Annotated in this window: 17 protein-coding genes, 4 tRNA genes and 1 pseudogene; 8 read left to right on the top strand and 14 right to left on the bottom strand. The window is 57.9% G+C overall.

The window, feature by feature from the left end:
* Positions 1–58: 58 nt before the first annotated feature.
* Positions 59–508 carry a hypothetical protein gene (locus DWF74_RS26325; RefSeq protein WP_102863631.1) on the bottom strand — a complete coding sequence of 150 codons (450 nt, stop codon included), beginning with the start codon at positions 506–508 and terminating at the stop codon, positions 59–61.
* Between the two features lie 339 nt (positions 509–847).
* Between DWF74_RS26325 and DWF74_RS26320 the strand changes: the two genes are divergently transcribed.
* The 3 genes from DWF74_RS26320 to DWF74_RS26310 all read left to right on the top strand — a co-directional run bounded on the left by DWF74_RS26320 (position 848) and on the right by DWF74_RS26310 (position 3,111).
* Positions 848–1,936, top strand: coding sequence for an asparaginase (locus tag DWF74_RS26320; RefSeq protein ID WP_110596810.1), 1,089 nt, complete (start codon positions 848–850; stop codon positions 1,934–1,936).
* Between the two features lie 211 nt (positions 1,937–2,147).
* Complete coding sequence (locus DWF74_RS26315) at positions 2,148–2,417, top strand: DUF1654 domain-containing protein (RefSeq protein ID WP_102863635.1); 270 nt, start codon at positions 2,148–2,150, stop codon at positions 2,415–2,417.
* Positions 2,418–2,421: 4 nt separating this feature from the next.
* A complete protein-coding gene (locus tag DWF74_RS26310) occupies positions 2,422–3,111 on the top strand; it encodes an endonuclease (RefSeq protein WP_102864090.1) in 690 nt (229 codons plus the stop codon).
* Between the two features lie 50 nt (positions 3,112–3,161).
* Here DWF74_RS26310 and DWF74_RS26305 read toward each other — a convergent pair whose 3' ends face one another.
* Positions 3,162–3,518 (bottom strand): SPOR domain-containing protein, encoded by a 357-nt coding sequence (locus DWF74_RS26305; protein ID WP_115581990.1) that lies wholly within the window; start codon positions 3,516–3,518, stop codon positions 3,162–3,164.
* 264 nt (positions 3,519–3,782) lie between these two features.
* Here DWF74_RS26305 and csrA point away from each other — a divergent pair, with 264 nt between their 5' ends.
* Positions 3,783–3,977 (top strand): carbon storage regulator CsrA, encoded by a 195-nt coding sequence (gene csrA, locus DWF74_RS26300; protein WP_007920550.1) that lies wholly within the window; start codon positions 3,783–3,785, stop codon positions 3,975–3,977.
* 237 nt (positions 3,978–4,214) lie between these two features.
* On the opposite strand, the gene DWF74_RS26295 is transcribed toward csrA, so the two are convergent.
* From DWF74_RS26295 to DWF74_RS26280, 4 genes are all read right to left on the bottom strand, one after another.
* On the bottom strand, positions 4,215–4,646 hold the full coding sequence (locus DWF74_RS26295) for a VOC family protein (protein WP_102863638.1): 432 nt from the start codon (positions 4,644–4,646) through the stop codon (positions 4,215–4,217).
* A gap of 233 nt (positions 4,647–4,879) precedes the next feature.
* Positions 4,880–6,346, bottom strand: a complete 1,467-nt coding sequence (locus DWF74_RS26290; protein WP_374704522.1) for a carbohydrate-binding protein — start codon at positions 6,344–6,346, stop codon at positions 4,880–4,882.
* A gap of 45 nt (positions 6,347–6,391) precedes the next feature.
* Complete coding sequence (locus DWF74_RS26285; RefSeq protein ID WP_102863640.1) at positions 6,392–7,021, bottom strand: lytic polysaccharide monooxygenase auxiliary activity family 9 protein; 630 nt, start codon at positions 7,019–7,021, stop codon at positions 6,392–6,394.
* 346 nt (positions 7,022–7,367) lie between these two features.
* The gene (locus tag DWF74_RS26280; protein WP_102882495.1) at positions 7,368–7,718 is read right to left on the bottom strand and encodes a hypothetical protein; all 351 of its coding nucleotides are present in this window, start codon (positions 7,716–7,718) and stop codon (positions 7,368–7,370) included.
* Positions 7,719–8,027: 309 nt separating this feature from the next.
* Here DWF74_RS26280 and DWF74_RS26275 point away from each other — a divergent pair, with 309 nt between their 5' ends.
* From DWF74_RS26275 to DWF74_RS26265, 3 genes and pseudogenes are all read left to right on the top strand, one after another.
* Positions 8,028–9,161 carry an RNA ligase RtcB family protein gene (locus tag DWF74_RS26275; RefSeq protein WP_115581989.1) on the top strand — a complete coding sequence of 378 codons (1,134 nt, stop codon included), beginning with the start codon at positions 8,028–8,030 and terminating at the stop codon, positions 9,159–9,161.
* Positions 9,161–9,778: a peptide chain release factor H gene (prfH, locus tag DWF74_RS26270; protein WP_115582490.1), complete on the top strand. Its 618-nt coding sequence runs from the start codon at positions 9,161–9,163 to the stop codon at positions 9,776–9,778. Before DWF74_RS26275 ends, prfH begins: the two co-directional genes overlap by 1 nt.
* 185 nt (positions 9,779–9,963) lie before the next feature.
* Positions 9,964–10,599: pseudogene (locus DWF74_RS26265) on the top strand (CatB-related O-acetyltransferase).
* 184 nt (positions 10,600–10,783) lie between these two features.
* On the opposite strand, the gene DWF74_RS26260 reads toward DWF74_RS26265, so the two are convergent.
* Positions 10,784–10,860: transfer RNA gene (locus DWF74_RS26260), tRNA-Val, on the bottom strand.
* Positions 10,861–11,047: 187 nt separating this feature from the next.
* Between DWF74_RS26260 and DWF74_RS26255 the strand changes: the two genes are divergently transcribed.
* Positions 11,048–12,331 (top strand): NAD(P)/FAD-dependent oxidoreductase, encoded by a 1,284-nt coding sequence (locus DWF74_RS26255; protein WP_115581988.1) that lies wholly within the window; start codon positions 11,048–11,050, stop codon positions 12,329–12,331.
* A gap of 208 nt (positions 12,332–12,539) precedes the next feature.
* Here DWF74_RS26255 and DWF74_RS26250 read toward each other — a convergent pair.
* The 7 genes from DWF74_RS26250 to DWF74_RS26220 form a co-directional block, all read right to left on the bottom strand.
* Positions 12,540–12,616: transfer RNA gene (locus DWF74_RS26250), tRNA-Asp, on the bottom strand.
* 101 nt (positions 12,617–12,717) lie between these two features.
* Positions 12,718–12,794: transfer RNA gene (locus DWF74_RS26245), tRNA-Asp, on the bottom strand.
* Between the two features lie 58 nt (positions 12,795–12,852).
* A tRNA-Val gene (locus tag DWF74_RS26240) sits at positions 12,853–12,928 on the bottom strand.
* Between the two features lie 125 nt (positions 12,929–13,053).
* Complete coding sequence (locus tag DWF74_RS26235) at positions 13,054–13,830, bottom strand: SDR family oxidoreductase (protein WP_115581987.1); 777 nt, start codon at positions 13,828–13,830, stop codon at positions 13,054–13,056.
* The gene (locus tag DWF74_RS26230; protein WP_102863647.1) at positions 13,827–15,038 is read right to left on the bottom strand and encodes an O-succinylhomoserine sulfhydrylase; all 1,212 of its coding nucleotides are present in this window, start codon (positions 15,036–15,038) and stop codon (positions 13,827–13,829) included. The genes DWF74_RS26235 and DWF74_RS26230 overlap by 4 nt, the downstream gene beginning before the upstream one ends.
* A gap of 36 nt (positions 15,039–15,074) precedes the next feature.
* Complete coding sequence (gene purF / locus DWF74_RS26225; protein WP_102863649.1) at positions 15,075–16,580, bottom strand: amidophosphoribosyltransferase; 1,506 nt, start codon at positions 16,578–16,580, stop codon at positions 15,075–15,077.
* A gap of 41 nt (positions 16,581–16,621) precedes the next feature.
* A complete protein-coding gene (locus DWF74_RS26220; protein ID WP_016968003.1) occupies positions 16,622–17,179 on the bottom strand; it encodes a CvpA family protein in 558 nt (185 codons plus the stop codon).
* Positions 17,180–17,184 lie beyond the last annotated feature (5 nt).

Genomic DNA, 17,184 nt, shown 5'->3' with positions numbered 1-17,184 from the left:
CCCCACTGCTGGAGAGGAGAAACCTGTCCGCACCGTAGCGTCGAACAGGCTCAGAGGGTCATGCGGTGGTGTTTACCAGGCCGCCCGAGGAGGAGTCCTTGGCCAGCTCACGGACCAGATTGCCCGATACCTCGGCCAGGGCCCCGTTGGTCTGGGCGATCTGCCCTTGAAGGCCCATCACCACGGTCTGCTTGGCTTCAGGAGTCGGATAGTCGGCGGCCTGGGCGGCAGCCAGTTGCTGTTGCTGCTGCTTGAGCTGCTCCTGCAACTCTTGCATACGCTTGAGCAGCATCTTGACGACGATGCTCTGATTATCTCCACCCGAGTCTGCGGCTTCGGACTTTTCCGCCTGCTTGCCGGAACCCACCCGGAGGGTGTCCGACTCATCGGTGCCCAGCGCCGTGGACGCCTCCTCGGCAGTGGCGTTACTCAACGCATCAATGGTCGCCGGTGACTTGCCATTGATCAAAATCGCTCCTGCGCCAGGAAATCCGACTGACAGAGACATATGAACTCCTGAAAAAAAGATCCTGTCGGGTCATCGACCGTCTCGCGACATTCTTTAATGACCGCCCCTGCCCCTTTGCACCAAACCGCTGACGGGCATTTTCGGATTGCCGAACGCCTACCCGCGCAAACGTTCGGAAACCCGGACACACATCACTCCATCGCCGTCAGAAAAATGAATAAAGTTGATATAAATCAGTAACTTAAAATACTTATCGGACCAAGGTAGCGCTGGTACAGATCCTGCTCAACCCTCACCGCCTCACCGCATACAGATCTGCGATCGGGGTGTTTCTAGATGAACCTGCATCAGCACCGTCTCACTACTAGAGAGAAAATAATGAAATCTGCCTTCAAAACCTTCGTTCCGGGCGCTTTGGCCCTCCTCCTGCTTCTGCCCGCAGCTGTGCAGGCCAAAGAAGCTGAAACCCAACAGAAACTCGCCAACGTTGTGGTCCTAGCTACCGGTGGCACCATCGCCGGCGCCGGCGCCAGTGCCGCGAACAGCGCCACCTACCAAGCAGCCAAAGTCGGCATCGAACAACTGATCGCCGGCATCCCCGAGCTGAGCCAACTGGCCAATGTGCGTGGCGAGCAAGTCATGCAGATCGCTTCGGAAAGCATCACCAACGAAAACCTGCTGCAACTGGGTCGCCGCGTTGCCGAACTGGCCGACAGCAAAGACGTCGATGGCATCGTCATCACCCACGGCACCGACACCCTGGAAGAAACCGCCTACTTCCTCAACCTGGTAGAAAAGACCGACAAACCGATCGTGGTCGTCGGCTCCATGCGCCCAGGCACCGCCATGTCGGCCGACGGCATGCTCAACCTGTACAACGCAGTAGCCGTAGCCGGCAGCAAGAACGCCCGCGGTAAAGGCGTGCTGGTCACCATGAACGATGAAATCCAGTCCGGTCGCGACGTCAGCAAGATGATCAACATCAAGACCGAAGCCTTCAAGAGCCCATGGGGCCCACTGGGTATGGTAGTGGAAGGCAAATCCTACTGGTTCCGCCTGCCTGCCAAGCGTCACACCATGGATTCGGAATTCGACATCAAGAACATCAAGAGCCTGCCTGACGTAGAAATCGCCTACGGCTACGGCAACGTCAGCGACACCGCTTACAAGGCCCTGGCACAAGGTGGTGCAAAAGCCATCATCCATGCCGGTACCGGCAACGGCTCCGTGTCCTCCCGCGTAGTGCCAGCCTTGCAAGAGCTGCGCAAGAACGGCGTGCAGATCATTCGTTCTTCCCACGTCAATGCTGGCGGCTTCGTACTGCGCAACGCTGAACAACCTGACGACAAGAACGACTGGGTCGTGGCTCACGACCTGAACCCGCAAAAAGCCCGCATCCTGGCCATGGTCGCTCTGACCAAGACTCAGGACAGCAAAGAACTGCAACGCATGTTCTGGGAATACTGACAGCCCTCCGCTCGACCGACTCCGGTCGAGCAGGCTTCAACCACTCGCCCATCCAGGCGAGTGGTTCCGCCCTCCCACCCCCGCCTAACAGCCTCGTCGCGCCCTCCCCCGTAAAAAATCTCCCTCATCCGTGAGACAAATGCGTAAAGCATGGTCAGAGGAACTTCTTGAATCTTAAGCAGTTGCGAAATGTCTTACAGTTAAATACTGTATACACGTACAGCTTATTAAGGATTGTTCCGTGGCCACGACCCAAACGCCCCTCAGCTCCTACGAACGCCTGGGTGTACGCATCCAGAAAATCATCAACTCCCCTACCGCACAGAAAGCCAAGGCAGCCCTGATCTTCCGCCTCGCCGATGAGCCCCAGGACGAGTGGGAACGCCTGCTGGAGGAAATCGCCGAGAACGACAACGTCACCCTCGCCTATCGCGACGATGGTGGCGTGCAAATTTTCTGGGTCGTACCGAAGGAAGACTGAGTTGATGAGTGTCCGTTGTTTTGCCGTACTGCTGTTTTTCGTCACCTTCACCGCCCAAGCCGATGCCCCACGCACCTTCAGCGAAGCCAAGAAAGTCGCCTGGAAACTCTATGCCCCCCAATCAACCGAGTTCTACTGCGGCTGCAAGTACAACGGCAACCGGATAAACCTCGCCGCTTGCGGCTATATACCGCGCAAGAACGCCAAGCGTGCGGAGCGCATCGAATGGGAACACATAGTGCCGGCCTGGCAGATCGGTCATCAGCGCCAATGCTGGCAGCAAGGCGGGCGCAAGAATTGCACCCGTACCGACCCGGTCTATCAGCGGGCCGAAGCGGACTTGCATAACCTGGTACCAAGCATTGGCGAAGTGAATGGCGACCGCAGCAACTTCAGTTTCGGCTGGCTGCCGGAGCAATCCGGGCAATATGGCTCATGCCTGACCCAGGTGGATTTCAAGGCCAAGAAAGTCATGCCCCGCCCCTCGATTCGCGGCATGATCGCCCGCACCTACTTCTACATGAGCAAGCAATACGGTCTGCGCCTGTCGAAACAGGATCGACAGCTCTTCGAAGCCTGGAACAAAACCTATCCGGTGCAGGATTGGGAGCGCCAACGCAATCAGAGCGTGGCCTGTGTGATGGGGCGTGGGAACGAGTTTGTCGGAACCGTCAACCTCAAGGCCTGCGGCTGACCCAGAGGCGCCCCTTGATGTGGGCGCCTCTCGATATGGCGGGAGCGGGCTTACTGTGCAGCCTGGTGCTCGATAACCGTGACATCGATGTCACGCTTCTTGGCCTTGATGAGTTTCTCGACCACTTCGGTCTTTTTTGCCTCGGCCTCGGCCTGGGACGCAAAAGGCCCGAGCAGCACCCGCTTCTTGCCTTCCACGGTCACCACATTGGACATGATCCCGTGCTCGATCAGCCAACCTGTGAGATCACTGACCGCCAGGGGCAGTTCGCTGCCCACCCACACATCCCACTGCGGCGCGTTAGAAGCCTGAACCGGCTGAACCTGCGTCGTCGCCAAAGCGCTCTTGTTCGCCTCGACTGGCTTGCCTTCACCGCAACCGGCCAACGCCAACACCGCTATCATCATCGCTACTGTGCGCACAACCTACCCCTAGAAAGTCTGAGGCGGCGATTTTAGCACTCAAGACAAAAGAGACCTCGTCACAAAATCAGGCCGAAACAGGAAGAATGATATTTATTGCCTCTGTATAGTTGCGCCTTGGGAATTAATAGATCGTCTGCGCGTCAGAAAGAGGCACCCACTCAGTGGAACTTCGCACTAATCTATACCTAAGACCGACCTCTGCACTGTTTGAATCTGGTGCTCTACAAAGCCATCAAGGAGAAGATCATGCTGATACTCACCCGCAAAGTCGGTGAAAGCATAAACATCGGTGACGACATTACGATCACCATTCTCGGCGTCAGCGGCCAACAGGTCCGCATCGGTATCAACGCGCCAAAAGACGTCGCGGTACACCGCGAGGAAATCTATCAACGCATTCAAGCCGGACTGACCGCCCCGGACAAACGCGAAACCCCATGAATCCAATGAGCACCCGCTCCCTGCCTGTGCCCAACAGCTGGCGCGGCGCGTGCCCTATTTGTCTTGAACCTCTCCTACAGAACACCTGCATGCCCTGACCGGATTGCGGTTATAACAGATTCCCGCCCACTGGATTGTCATCAAGCACTGACTATCGCCCTTTTCTGGCAAGTACCAACCGCGGCCTCCCGGTACGCGGCGCCTCAGCAATACAGGCGTCGCACCCGGGCTCGGCGGTCAGGCGCTGACCGCTGGCTTGAACCCCAGATCCTCAGTGAACCGCAGCAGGTAGCCGTCCGGATCAAGCACCAGCAGGTTCAACTCACCATGCAGTAACTCATCATGCCGGTACCAGCACTCCTGGATTTCCCTGCGCAGGACGATACCGGCATGCGCCAGAGCGGCAGCCATCTGGCGAATGTCCGGGCACTCAATGGACAAGTTCATGCCTCGGCCAAAAGGCGCCTGCAAGGGGCCGACGCGCCACTCTGATTCCTCCTGATCATCCTGCTCCAGCATCAACTGAGCGCCGTTGAAGGAGAGAAAGGCAAAGAAGTGTTCCGGACGCTGATACTCCACCTTGAAACCGAGGGTATCGCGATAAAAAATCAGACTGCGCTCCAGGTCCGTGACCAGCATTTCCGGAACCAGGTTATTCATTTGAAACATGGCAAAAGTCCATTGCTCATTGATCGAGCCGCGAGACTACGCCCAAGCCGATCCCAAGTGCAGCCCCGCTTACCAATGATTACAACTGAGCCAATGCCACACCAGGTGCCACGCCCATCCACCTGCCGCCGATCATCCATGGACAGCCTTCAGAAAGAAAAGGCGACCCGCATTCGGATCGACAACATCCGTGCGGGCCGCCTTGCCGTTGAGAAAAACAACGACGTCACTGTTCAGCCATGACGCTCCAGCAACACCTTGCTCCACAGGGTGAAGGCCACGGAGGGCGTCCATGCCGGGTTTGAAGTGTGCTCTTGAAGGCAAAGATAGTGATTGCCCTCGTAGCTCACTCCGTCATCCCGGAGATAGCGTTGACTGCTACTCCACTCAGGAAAGCTCGGATCGACGGCGCCACCCGCGGTCCTGACACTCAGGCTGCGACTGGGCAACGATTCACGACCCTGAGTATCAGTGGCCGTGACGAAGTAACTGTACTGGGTATCGGCACTCAGCCCCTTGTCTTCGAAGCCCAGGGAAGTCGCCTGGCCCACCGCATTGCCATCGCGATACAGGGTGTAGAACTCCACCGGGCGCACACCACTGGAGGCGCCCCAGCTCAAGGTGACACTGCTACGAGTGGCTCCCAGCACCTGCAGGTTGCCAGGTGCCCCGGGACGCTCGGGCTCTGCGCCATCGCCATGGATCAACGGCGCATAACGGTTGCGGAACTCCCAGTTGTACGGCACGCCTTGCCGACTGACTCCGGCATCCCAGTTCACCGACCAGGTCATCAAGCCCTTGATGGCATGACCAGCATCCTGCAGCCGCTTGAACGCATTGCTCACAGCCGCGGGATCGATGACATAGCCCGTGGCCGCGGCATCGACGTTGCTGGGCAAGCCGATTGCCAGCTTGTCCGCCGCAATCCGGGTGTAACCGCGAGAGCCCGAAGCCAGGCTGTCGGTCAGGTAGAACAGGAAGTCCTCCTTCATCTGATCATTGTTCTGGGCAATCCAGGCGCCCTGCCCGCCATTGGCCTCCGGCACCCAGAGTCCATCGCCACCCTGGTTGTAGTATTGCGGCGCGACAAAGTCGTAGTAGCCCTCCAGGGCTTGCAGGTAAGCCACGTACTTGCCATTGCTGGTCAGGTACGGAAACTCCGGCGCCATGCTGATGATGAAATGCTTGCCCTGACCGGCATAGTGATCCTTCACCAGCTTCAAGGCTGCCGGCAACACACTCTTGTTGTCGGCATAGTCGATTGCACTCTGCTCCAGATCGATATCCAGGCCATCGAAGCCGTAAGTCTCCACCAGACGGATGATTTCGTTGGCCAAAGGCTGCTCGTCGCCCTTGCGCAACTCAATATGCGCATCGGCACCACCCAGGGAAATCAGCACGACGCGCCCCTGGCTGTTGAGCACACCGACCTGACGCCGGAACTCGGCGTCCGAGAGGTTGTAGGGCTTGAAGGTGGGAATGCCGTTGCCCTTCATGAAGGCCACCGCCACCACGTTGTACTCCTTGGGGACATCCAGCAGGCTCAGATTGGCAAATTGCCCCTGCTGATAACCGTCGGCAGAACCGGCGGCCCAGTTATGCCAGAAGCCCATGAGGATCTTCTTGCCGGCAATGCTCGGCATCATGGCGGCCGCATCGGCAGCTTGACTCTTGTTTAATGCAAAATCGATTTTATTCACGCTCTAATCCTTCAGAACTGTTAAAGGGGGCTGCACGACCGAGACTTACTTGAAGTCCAGATCGAAGGCCTGATAAAACCCGTTTCCGGTATTGGCGACAACCCACACCAGCACCACAACATGGTGGCCTTTCTTGTTTTTTGGCAGCACAACTTCATGATTAGTCTTGGCCTTCAATACCGAGCCAAACTTGTCGAATGGAACTTCGGTATAAAAATCCTGATAAAAAGCCTGAGGTTCCAGTTGTGCGCGGCTGATGCGTTGCTTCGGGTCCCAACCATCTTTAGTGATGAACCAGCTGTAGCCACGAGTGACGTGGGGCGCGGTGTACTCCCATTGCACCCGGAACACCTGACCGGGGTCCACATTGAGCAGCGGCCAGCTGAAGGCACGATTGATTTTCTTCGACATTTCCTCGTTGGTGAAGTTGATGCAGTCGCGCTCATCCACCTTGCCACCACTGAGAATGTGGCCATCTGCGGGAGGTACCGCGCTCCCGACATCGCTGTCGTAAGGTTTCGGGAAAGGCCCGGCGGTCAGAGCCGGAAAGTTTTTCCCGCCTTCCATTTCATTCACCTGCCAGGTTCCCAGCAATCCCAGCTCTACAGCAACCGCACCACGACTGGAAGGCGAAACAACGCGACCATGTTTAACTTGAGCTTGTGGCTTGTTCATATCTTTCACTCCATTGATTAAGTAAGTCTTGCTCCTTGTTGAGCACCTTTAACTTAGCGCACTTTTCTCGATTTTTTTCACCACATCACAAACTAACCATCCAGAACAATTTACACAATTCAGCGCCAGCCCTATTAAACACTAGACTTCTTTGTTTGAACTGACACTTTAAAGAGTCAATGTATTACACGCTTTTCTACACTAAAACTCATACTTTCTGCCGAGAGAAAATATCAAGCCATACAACTTGCGTTGAAAACACGGCACCCAGAAACAACAAAACCCGGCGATTGCCGGGTTTGCTGACAGAAAGGCTGAGCGCCTACACCTGAAGCGCTGTCTGGGCTTACAGACAGGTCGCCAACGCGGCCAATCGACGCTTCGAAACAGAGCTGTCCTCGATCGCGTAATAGTGGACAGCGGTGCCCGAGGGCTCGGCCTTGATATCCACGAAGACTTCAGCTGCACGGGTATACACCGTATATCCGCCTACCTTGCCAGCTTGCAGGTAGGCAGCCGCATCCACACCAAAGACCGCCTCATCCTGCCAGGCGAACTGTACGCATTGCGCCACCAGCTGATCGGCCTTGGCCGAGGTCAGGGTCTTGTTGGGCGTTCTTGTCCGGGCATCGTCCATGGTGGAACTTGCACAGCCGGCCAACAACACCGCAACCATCACCGCCATCAAAACCCGCATGCTGCCACCTCGTCCATAAAACGCGAGAGTATCGCTCACACGGCGGAGAAAAGGCGTTTGAGCAGAAAAAAAGAAGCCACAATGCCAATTGCCTTTTGTTTACAAACCCCATTGCAAGGCCTCAGGCAAAGGATTAACCTTCGCGCCCCTTCCCACACTTTTGCCAAGGAGATCCACCATGCAACAGCTGATCACACCTTGCAGGACGTGCCTGGTTTAAACGCTGTATCCGCTACCCGTTAGCGCCTTCGCTTAACCCCGCTCCGTCCTGCCACTACCTGAATATTTTTTTCCAATCAGGAATTGGACATGGACACTTGCATCCGTCATTTGTCGAATGGCGTCTCTCTTATCGCCTCCGACACCACCTGGATCGAAGACAAAGCGCTCCAGCAACTGCACACCACCGCCCAACTACCCGGCATGCGCCAGGTCATCGGCATGCCTGACCTGCACCCAGGCCGAGGCTACCCGGTGGGTGCAGCATTTTTTTCCACTGAGGTGGCCTATCCGGCACTGGTGGGCAACGACATCGGCTGCGGCATGGCGCTGTGGCAAACCGACCTCTCCAGCAGCCGCCTCAATCTGGACAAGCTGGAAAAGAAAATCGGCAATATCGATCTCCCTCTGGATGAACAGTGGGATGAAGAACGTGCCCAGCTGGGCCTGCCCCTCACCGGTCACGAGCACTCACTGGGCACCATTGGCGGCGGCAATCACTTCGCCGAGCTGCAACAGCTCGATCAGGTGTACGACACCGCAGCCCTGCTGGCTCTGGAACTGAATCCGAAAGCCTTGTTGCTGCTGGTGCATAGCGGCTCTCGCGGCCTGGGAGAGGCCATACTGCGGCGCCATGTGGATCAGCACGGGCACAACGGCCTGGAGATGACCAGCGCCGCTGGCGTCCAGTACTTGCAAGAGCATGATGAGGCCCTGCGCTTCGCCGAAGCCAACCGACGACTGATTGCCGAACGCCTGCTGCATAACCTGCGAGCCAAGGGGCACGCCGCTCTGGACATCAACCACAACCTGGTGTCCCCGGCGAATATCGATGGCGTCGAGGGCTGGCTGCATCGCAAGGGCGCCACACCATCGGACCAGGGTCCAGTGGTCATTCCGGGCTCCCGCGGTGACTATAGCTACCTGGTACAGCCCACTCCGACGCCTGTCAGCCTGTTCTCCCTGGCCCACAGCGCCGGACGCAAATGGCTGCGCAGCGACTGCAAGGGCCGGCTGGCGACCCGATTCAGTTTCGACCAGCTCAAGCGCACGCAACTGGGCAGCCGAGTGATCTGCGAAGACCGCGGATTGATGTACGAGGAAGCGCCCGAAGCCTACAAGAGCATCGACAGCGTAGTGGGCAGCCTACGGGACGCCGGCCTGGTAAAGGTCATCGCCCGGCTCAAGCCGGTACTGACTTACAAACGCCGGGGGTGCTGCTGATGCTGCTGTTACAGCTGTCCTCTGCCCAGGGGCCTGCCGAGTGCGAGCTGGCGGTGACCAAGGCCTTGCGCCTGCTGTATCGCGAAGCCGAGGCACAAGGCGTAAGCACCAGCCTGGTCGAACAGGTACCCGGCCAAACCCGGGACACCCACAAGTCGGTCCTGATCAGCCTTGATGGCGAACAGGCTGCAAGACTGGCTGAACGCTGGACAGGCACCCTGCTCTGGACCTGCAAAAGCCCGTGTCGCCCTGGACACAAACGCAAGAACTGGTATTTCGCCGGGCAACTGTTCAAGGCTCCACAAGACAGCATGGACGGCGAAATCCGCTTTGAAGCCATGCGTGCATCAGGTCCGGGCGGACAACACGTGAACACCACCGACTCCGCAGTGCGTGCCACGCACCTGGCAACTGGAATCAGCGTGAAAGTGCAGTCCGAACGCAGTCAGCACGACAACAAGCGCGTTGCTCGCCTGCTGATCCAGCAGCGCCTGGCGGATCGGCAACAGCAATCCGAGGAAGCACTGCGTCTGCAACGCCGCGACGCCCATCACCGAGTGGAGCGCGGCAACCCGGTACGCCGTTTCAACGGCAACGCGTTCATAGCCCAAGACTGACCCCCGGCCACGGGAGCCGGCCATCACGACGGCTCCCTGCACCAGAAGTTGGCGAGCTTCGCCTGCGCAAACAGGGAACCGCACGTAAAAAATCCTCAACCCGCTCGCCAACAGGACCGCCACCCACAAAAAGAACCGTGGACGGCAACGACCAGGACAATTGAAGACACGGAGTAAAAACCTTGATGAACAGCTATTTTGAAAGCCCCCTTCAAAGGCATCCCCTTGATCAGCAAGTAACCCACCCGGATATCCAGGTGGGCCGCTACAGCTACTACTCAGGCTACTAGCGCGATCACAGCTTCAATGACTGCGCAAACTACCTTCTTCATGATGAAGGCGCTGAGCAACTGATTATCGGCAGCTTCTGCTCAATTGGCTCAGGGGCGGCATTCATAATGCCCGGCAACCAAGGGCATAGGAACGAGCGGATCAGCACCTTCCCCTTCTATTGGATGTCCGAGGAGCCTGCGTTCACAGGCGCGCAAAACGGCTACGAAGCCGCTGGGGACACAGTGATCGGCAATGATGTCTGGATGGGTTCCGAAGCCGTTGTCATGCCCGGCATCAAAATCGGAGACGGTGCAGTGATAGGCACCCGCGCCCTGGTGACACGAGATGTCGAACCTTAGGCAATCGTCGGCGGCAGTCCTTTCAAGACGATCCGTAAACGCTTCGACGAACGTAGCATCGAGAGGCTTCTGGCGATGCAGTGGAGGCACTGGAGCGACGACCAGTTAAAAGCGGTAATGCCACTGATGACCAGTAGCAATATCGCGGCGTTGTTTCAGCACTGGAAGGAGTTCATTCGAGCGCCCTGACCCGACATCCCCAAGCGGCCCGCTCACTCCGGCCGCCATCAGGACAAGAAGCGCCATGCGGAAAAACAGTGATCGCACCGAAGTTCTGAAGAGCACCTCGCAATACAATTAAAACGCCCAAAGCAAAAAGGGGCTCACCTTTCGGTGAACCCCTTCTAGACCGCCCAGCAGAGCGGATTTTGTTTGGTAGGCGCGATTGGACTCGAACCAACGACCCCCACCATGTCAAGGTGGTGCTCTAACCAACTGAGCTACGTGCCTGCTGTGAGGCGGCATTCTACGGAATTCCAAAGGAGTGTCAACACCTTTTTTGCAGCTAAGCCTATGAATATGCGAATTTTTTAATTTCGCGGCCACGAAGAAGTTTTTCTTCCTGTCTGGTAGCGGATTTTCAACTCAGGTAGCATCGACGCACTCGTAAAATATATTAAACACATGAGGTCGCAGGATGGCGAACATTCCCTACCCACAGTCTTATTACGCTGCTTCCGCCAATGCGGCCCCGGAACGCCCACAATTGCAAGATGAGGTTGAAACCGACGTCTGCGTGATAGGCGCAGGTTACACCGGCCTGTCCAGCGCCCTGTTTCTTCTGGAAAACGGCTTCCGGGTGACCGTGCTCGAGGCCGCCAAGGTCGGCTTCGGTGCATCCGGGCGCAATGGCGGGCAGATCGTCAACAGCTACAGTCGCGACATCGATGTAATCGAACGCACTGTCGGCCCCAAGCAAGCACAACTGCTGGGCCAGATGGCATTCGAGGGCGGCCGTATCATCCGCGAGCGCGTCGCCAAGTATCAGATCCAGTGCGATCTGAAAGACGGGGGCGTGTTTGCCGCACTGACCAACAAGCAAATGGGTCACCTGGAGTCGCAAAAGCGTCTCTGGGAGCGCTACGGCCACACTCAGCTGGAGTTACTGGACGAGCGGCGGATTCGTGAAGTCGTGGCCTGCGACCAGTACAAGGGCGGCATGCTCGATATGAGTGGCGGCCACATCCACCCGCTGAACCTGGCCCTGGGTGAAGCGGCTGCCGTGGAATCCCTGGGCGGGACCATTTACGAACAATCCCCAGCGCTACGCATCGAGCGCGGCGCCAGCCCCGTGGTACATACCCCGCAGGGTAAAGTCCGCGCCAAGTTCATCATCGTCGCCGGCAACGCCTACCTGGGCAACCTGATTCCGGAGCTGGCAGCCAAATCCATGCCGTGCGGCACCCAGGTGATCACTACCGAACCCTTGGGCGATGAGCTGGCAGCCAGCCTGCTGCCCCAGGACTACTGCGTCGAGGACTGCAACTACCTGCTGGACTATTACCGCCTCTCCAGCGACAAGCGCCTGATCTTCGGCGGCGGAGTAGTGTATGGCGCCCGTGACCCGGCCAATATCGAAGCGATCATCCGGCCGAAGATGCTCAAGGCCTTCCCGCAGCTGCAAAACGTGAAGATCGACTACGCCTGGACCGGCAACTTCCTGCTAACCCTGTCACGCCTGCCACAGGTTGGCCGCCTGGGAGACAACATCTACTACTCCCAGGGCTGCAGTGGGCACGGCGTGACCTATACCCACCTGGCGGGCAAGGTCCTGGCAGAAGCCCTAAGAGGCCAGGCAGAGCGTTTTGACGCCTTCGCCGATCTACCCCACTACCCTTTCCCTGGAGGCCAATTGCTGCGCACTCCATTCACTGCACTAGGAGCCTGGTACTACAGTCTACGAGACAAGTTCGGCCTCTGATAAACGGCCTTTCTGCCACCATAAAAAAACCGCCCAACAGGCGGTTTTTTTATGCTAGGACATTTCCACTCAAATTGCACAACTGCGCCATGCTTATTGCAAAAACAAAAAACCCCGGTCTTTCGACCAGGGTCTTTGCTATCTATGCGAATCAAGCCTTTGGCTTTCTTCGTTGCTTCAAGGCGTTCAGTGGTCCTTGAAACTGATATGGCGCAGCGGACGGGACTCGAACCCGCGACCCCCGGCGTGACAGGCCGGTATTCTAACCGACTGAACTACCGCTGCGTATCGCTTGGACTTGCGTCCATGTGAACCGTTTAAATCGTCTGACTAAAAAGCTTTTGGACTTTTCAATCTCAAACCAGGTCAACCTGATCTGGAAAATATGGCGCAGCGGACGGGACTCGAACCCGCGACCCCCGGCGTGACAGGCCGGTATTCTAACCGACTGAACTACCGCTGCGCGTCGGTTGGAGGCTTCCTTGGAAGCTTCCGCCTTTCTCTCGAAAGACTCTCAGCAATGGTGGGTGATGACGGGATCGAACCGCCGACCCTCTGCTTGTAAGGCAGATGCTCTCCCGGCTGAGCTAATCACCCTTTGCTTCGCTGAGGCCGCGAAATTTACGCAGGTACCGAAGCTAAGTCAATAGCAGGCTTGAAGTTTTTTTCAGAAACAGCTGCAAGCGACACACTGCGAGGCTCAGGCAAAAGCCAAGACCGCATCATCCCTGATAAATCATTTTCTTGGTCATGCCGCCGTCCACCACGAACTCTTGACCAGTAACGAATCCCGAGTTGCGCGACAGCAGCCAAGCCACCATCGCTGCCACGTCCTCCACCGCCCCCACCCTGCCTGCTGGATGCTGGGCGTGATCAGCATCAGACAAAGGCTCGGCACGTCGCACCGCTGGATCACGAGCGTCGATCCAGCCAGGACTCACGGCGTTGACCCGAATTTCCGGCCCCAGACTAATTGCCAGGGCGTGAGTCAAGGCCAGCAAACCACCCTTGCTCGCCGCATAGGCCTCACTGTCGGGCTCCGATTGCCGAGCACGAGTAGAAGCCAGGTTGACGATAGAACCGCCATGGGCACGCAGATAAGGCGCGCAATGCTTGGCCAGCAGCATAGGCCCGCCAAGATTCACCGCCAGCACCCGATTCCAGTAGGCCAGGTCCAGGCTTTCCAAGGTGATGTTGTGCGGATCGGCCACCGCAGCATTGCAGACCAGGGCGTCCAGGCGCCCGAACTGCCCCAGCACCTCGGCAACCCCTTGAGCCACCTGCTGCTCATCCGCCACGTCCATGGTGATGAACCAGGCATTCTCACCCAGCACCTTGGAAACCTTGGAACCGCGCTCCCGATCCAGATCGGTCAGCACCACTTGCCAGCCTTCACTGATCAGCCATGCAGCGATCCCCAGGCCAATGCCCCGCGCCGCGCCGGTGACCAGCGCAACACGACCATTAACGCCACTCTGAGGCGTGGACAACTCGATCACAAGGCTGCCAGACCGCGAGCCAGGTCGGCCTGCAGGTCAGCCACATCCTCCAGCCCCACTGCAATGCGGATCAGACTGTCACGAATACCCGCAGCCTCACGCTCCTGAGGCGCCAGACGCCCGTGGGAAGTGGTGCTCGGATGGGTAATAGTGGTTTTGCTGTCGCCCAGGTTGGCAGTGATCGAAATCAGCCGAGTGGCATCGATAAAGCGCCAGGCGCCCTCTTTACCGCCCTTGACCTCAAAGCTCACCACCGCACCGAAACCACGCTGCTGGCGCTTGGCCAGCTCGTGCTGCGGATGACTGGCAAGACCGGCGTAGTGCACCTTCTCGACACCGTCCTGCTGCTCCAGCCATTGCGCCAGGGCCAGGGCATTGGAGCAGTGGGCACGCATCCGCAAGCTCAGAGTCTCCAGTCCCTTGAGGAAAATCCAAGCATTGAACGGACTCAGGGTCGGCCCTGCAGTACGCAGGAAACCCACCACTTCTTTCATTTGTTCGCTGCGGCCGGCCACCACACCGCCCATACAACGGCCCTGACCGTCAATGAACTTGGTCGCCGAATGCACCACCACGTCCGCACCAAGCTTCAGCGGCTGCTGCAACGCAGGGGTACAGAAACAGTTGTCGACCACCAGCATCGCACCCTTGGCATGAGCTACCTCGGCCAGTGCGGCGATGTCCACCAACTCGGCCAAGGGATTGGATGGCGACTCGACAAACAGCAATTTGGTGTTGCTCTTGATTGCCGCATCCCAGCCGGACAGGTCCGCCAGGGGTACGTAATCAACCTCAACACCAAAACGCCTGAAGTACTTCTCGAACAAGCTGATGGTCGAGCCGAATACACTGCGCGACACCAGCACGTGGTCCCCAGCACTGCAAAGACTCATCACCACCGAAAGAATGGCCGCCATGCCAGTGGCCGTGGCGACTGCCTGCTCCGCACCTTCCAGCGCCGCGATTCGTTCTTCGAACGAGCGCACCGTCGGATTGGTGTAGCGCGAATAGACGTTACCAGGAACCTCGCCGGCGAACCGCGCAGCCGCATCGGCGGCTGTACGGAACACATAGCTGGAGGTAAAGAACATTGGATCACCGTGCTCGCCTTCCGGCGAGCGGTGTTGGCCGGCGCGCACCGCCAGGGTATCGAACGCTACGCCTTCAAGGTCGCTGTCCAGCCGACCGGCATCCCAATCCTGACTCATGCCGCCTACTCCTAATGTCTTCTTAAATGCTCTGGATCAGTTGTTGTACAGATCGATGATGGCGCTGACTGCCTGAGTCTTGGCCTTGGAAGCATCATTACGAGCGTCCTCGATCTTGTTCAGATAGGCCTCATCCACATCGCCAGTGACGTACTTGCCATCAAACACGGCGCAATCGAAGCTCTCGATCTTGATCTTGCCACCACCGACCGCTTCGATCAGGTCTGGCAAGTCTTGATAGATCAGCCAGTCGGCACCGATCAGGTCCGCCACATCCTGGGTCGAACGATTGTGGGCAATCAGTTCATGGGCGCTTGGCATGTCGATGCCGTACACGTTCGGATAGCGTACAGCAGGGGCCGCCGAGCAGAAGTAGACGTTTTTCGCGCCGGCTTCACGGGCCATCTGGATGATCTGCTTGCAGGTGGTGCCACGGACGATGGAGTCATCCACCAGCATCACGTTCTTGCCGCGGAATTCCAGCTCAATTGCATTGAGTTTCTGACGCACGGATTTCTTCCGCGCCGCCTGCCCCGGCATGATGAAGGTGCGACCGATATAGCGGTTCTTGACGAAACCTTCGCGGAACTTGACGCCCAGATGGTTGGCCAACTCCAACGCCGCGGTACGACTGGTGTCCGGAATCGGGATCACCACATCAATATCGTGCTCCGGACGCTCGCGCAGGATCTTCTCGGCCAACTTCTCGCCCATACGCAGACGCGCCTTGTACACCGAGACACCATCAATGATCGAGTCAGGACGAGCCAGATAAACGTGCTCGAAGATGCACGGAGTCAGCTGCGGGTTGGTGGCGCACTGGCGGGTGTAGAGTTTGCCTTCTTCAGTGATGTAGACCGCCTCGCCCGGAGCCAGGTCGCGAATCAGGGTGAAGCCCAGCACGTCCAGGGAAACGCTTTCCGAGGCAATCATGTACTCCACGCCTTCGTCGGTATGACGCTGGCCGAAGACGATCGGACGGATACCGTGTGGATCACGGAAACCGACGATGCCGTAACCGGTGATCATGGCCACCACTGCGTAACCACCGACACAGCGGTTGTGCACGTCAGTCACCGCAGCAAACACGTCTTCCTCGGTAGGCTGCAGCTTGCCGCGCTGGGCCAGCTCGTGAGCGAACACGTTGAGCAGCACTTCGGAGTCGGAGTTGGTGTTGACGTGGCGCAGATCGGACTCATAGATCTCTTTGGCCAACTGCTCGACATTGGTCAGGTTGCCGTTGTGCGCCAGGGTGATGCCGTACGGCGAGTTGACGTAGAACGGCTGAGCCTCGGCCGAAGTCGAACTGCCCGCAGTCGGGTAACGCACATGGCCAATACCCATGTGACCGACCAGACGCTGCATATGCCGCTGCTGGAACACATCACGAACCAGGCCATTGTCCTTGCGCAGGAATAACCGGCCATCATGGCTGGTCACGATACCGGCAGCGTCCTGGCCGCGGTGCTGGAGGACGGTTAGCGCGTCATACAGCGCCTGATTGACGTTCGACTTACCGACGATACCGACGATGCCACACATGCGACGCAACCCCTACTTAATGAAACTGAACTGAACACATCTTACTGAGGCGTTTTGGCCGGTAAGAGGTGCTCCTTGAACGGTATTTCAGCGGGTACGCTGATACCGCTGGCCAGCCACTGACTGCTCCACCCCAGAATGAGGTTCTTGGACCAGTCTGCAACCAATAGAAATTGTGGCACCAGTCGCGACTGTTGCCACCAGGAATCCTGCTGAACCGGCCCCAGGCTCAAGAGCCCGACGGCCACGACCACCAGCAACGCGCCACGCGCCGCGCCGAAGGCCATGCCGAGAAATCGATCGGTTCCGGAGAGACCGGTGACACGAATCAATTCGCCGATGAGATAGTTGACCATTGCCCCCACCAGCAAGGTGGCGACAAACATGATTGCGCAGCCCGCGATCACGCGAGCCGAAGGAGTTTCGATATAACCGCCGAGGTACTCGGACAGTGAGCCACCAAACATCCAGGCAACGACTCCTGCGATGATCCAGGTAAGCAACGACAAGGCTTCTTTGACGAAACCGCGGCTCAAGCTGATCAAAGCGGAGATGGCGATTATTGCAACGATCGCCCAGTCAACCCAGGTAAATGGCACAGTGC

Source organism: Pseudomonas protegens (genome assembly GCF_003363755.1).
Lineage (GTDB): Bacteria > Pseudomonadota > Gammaproteobacteria > Pseudomonadales > Pseudomonadaceae > Aquipseudomonas > Aquipseudomonas danubii.
Note: the sequence above shows the minus strand (reverse complement) of the source record. Positions and strands in the feature narration are given on the sequence as shown.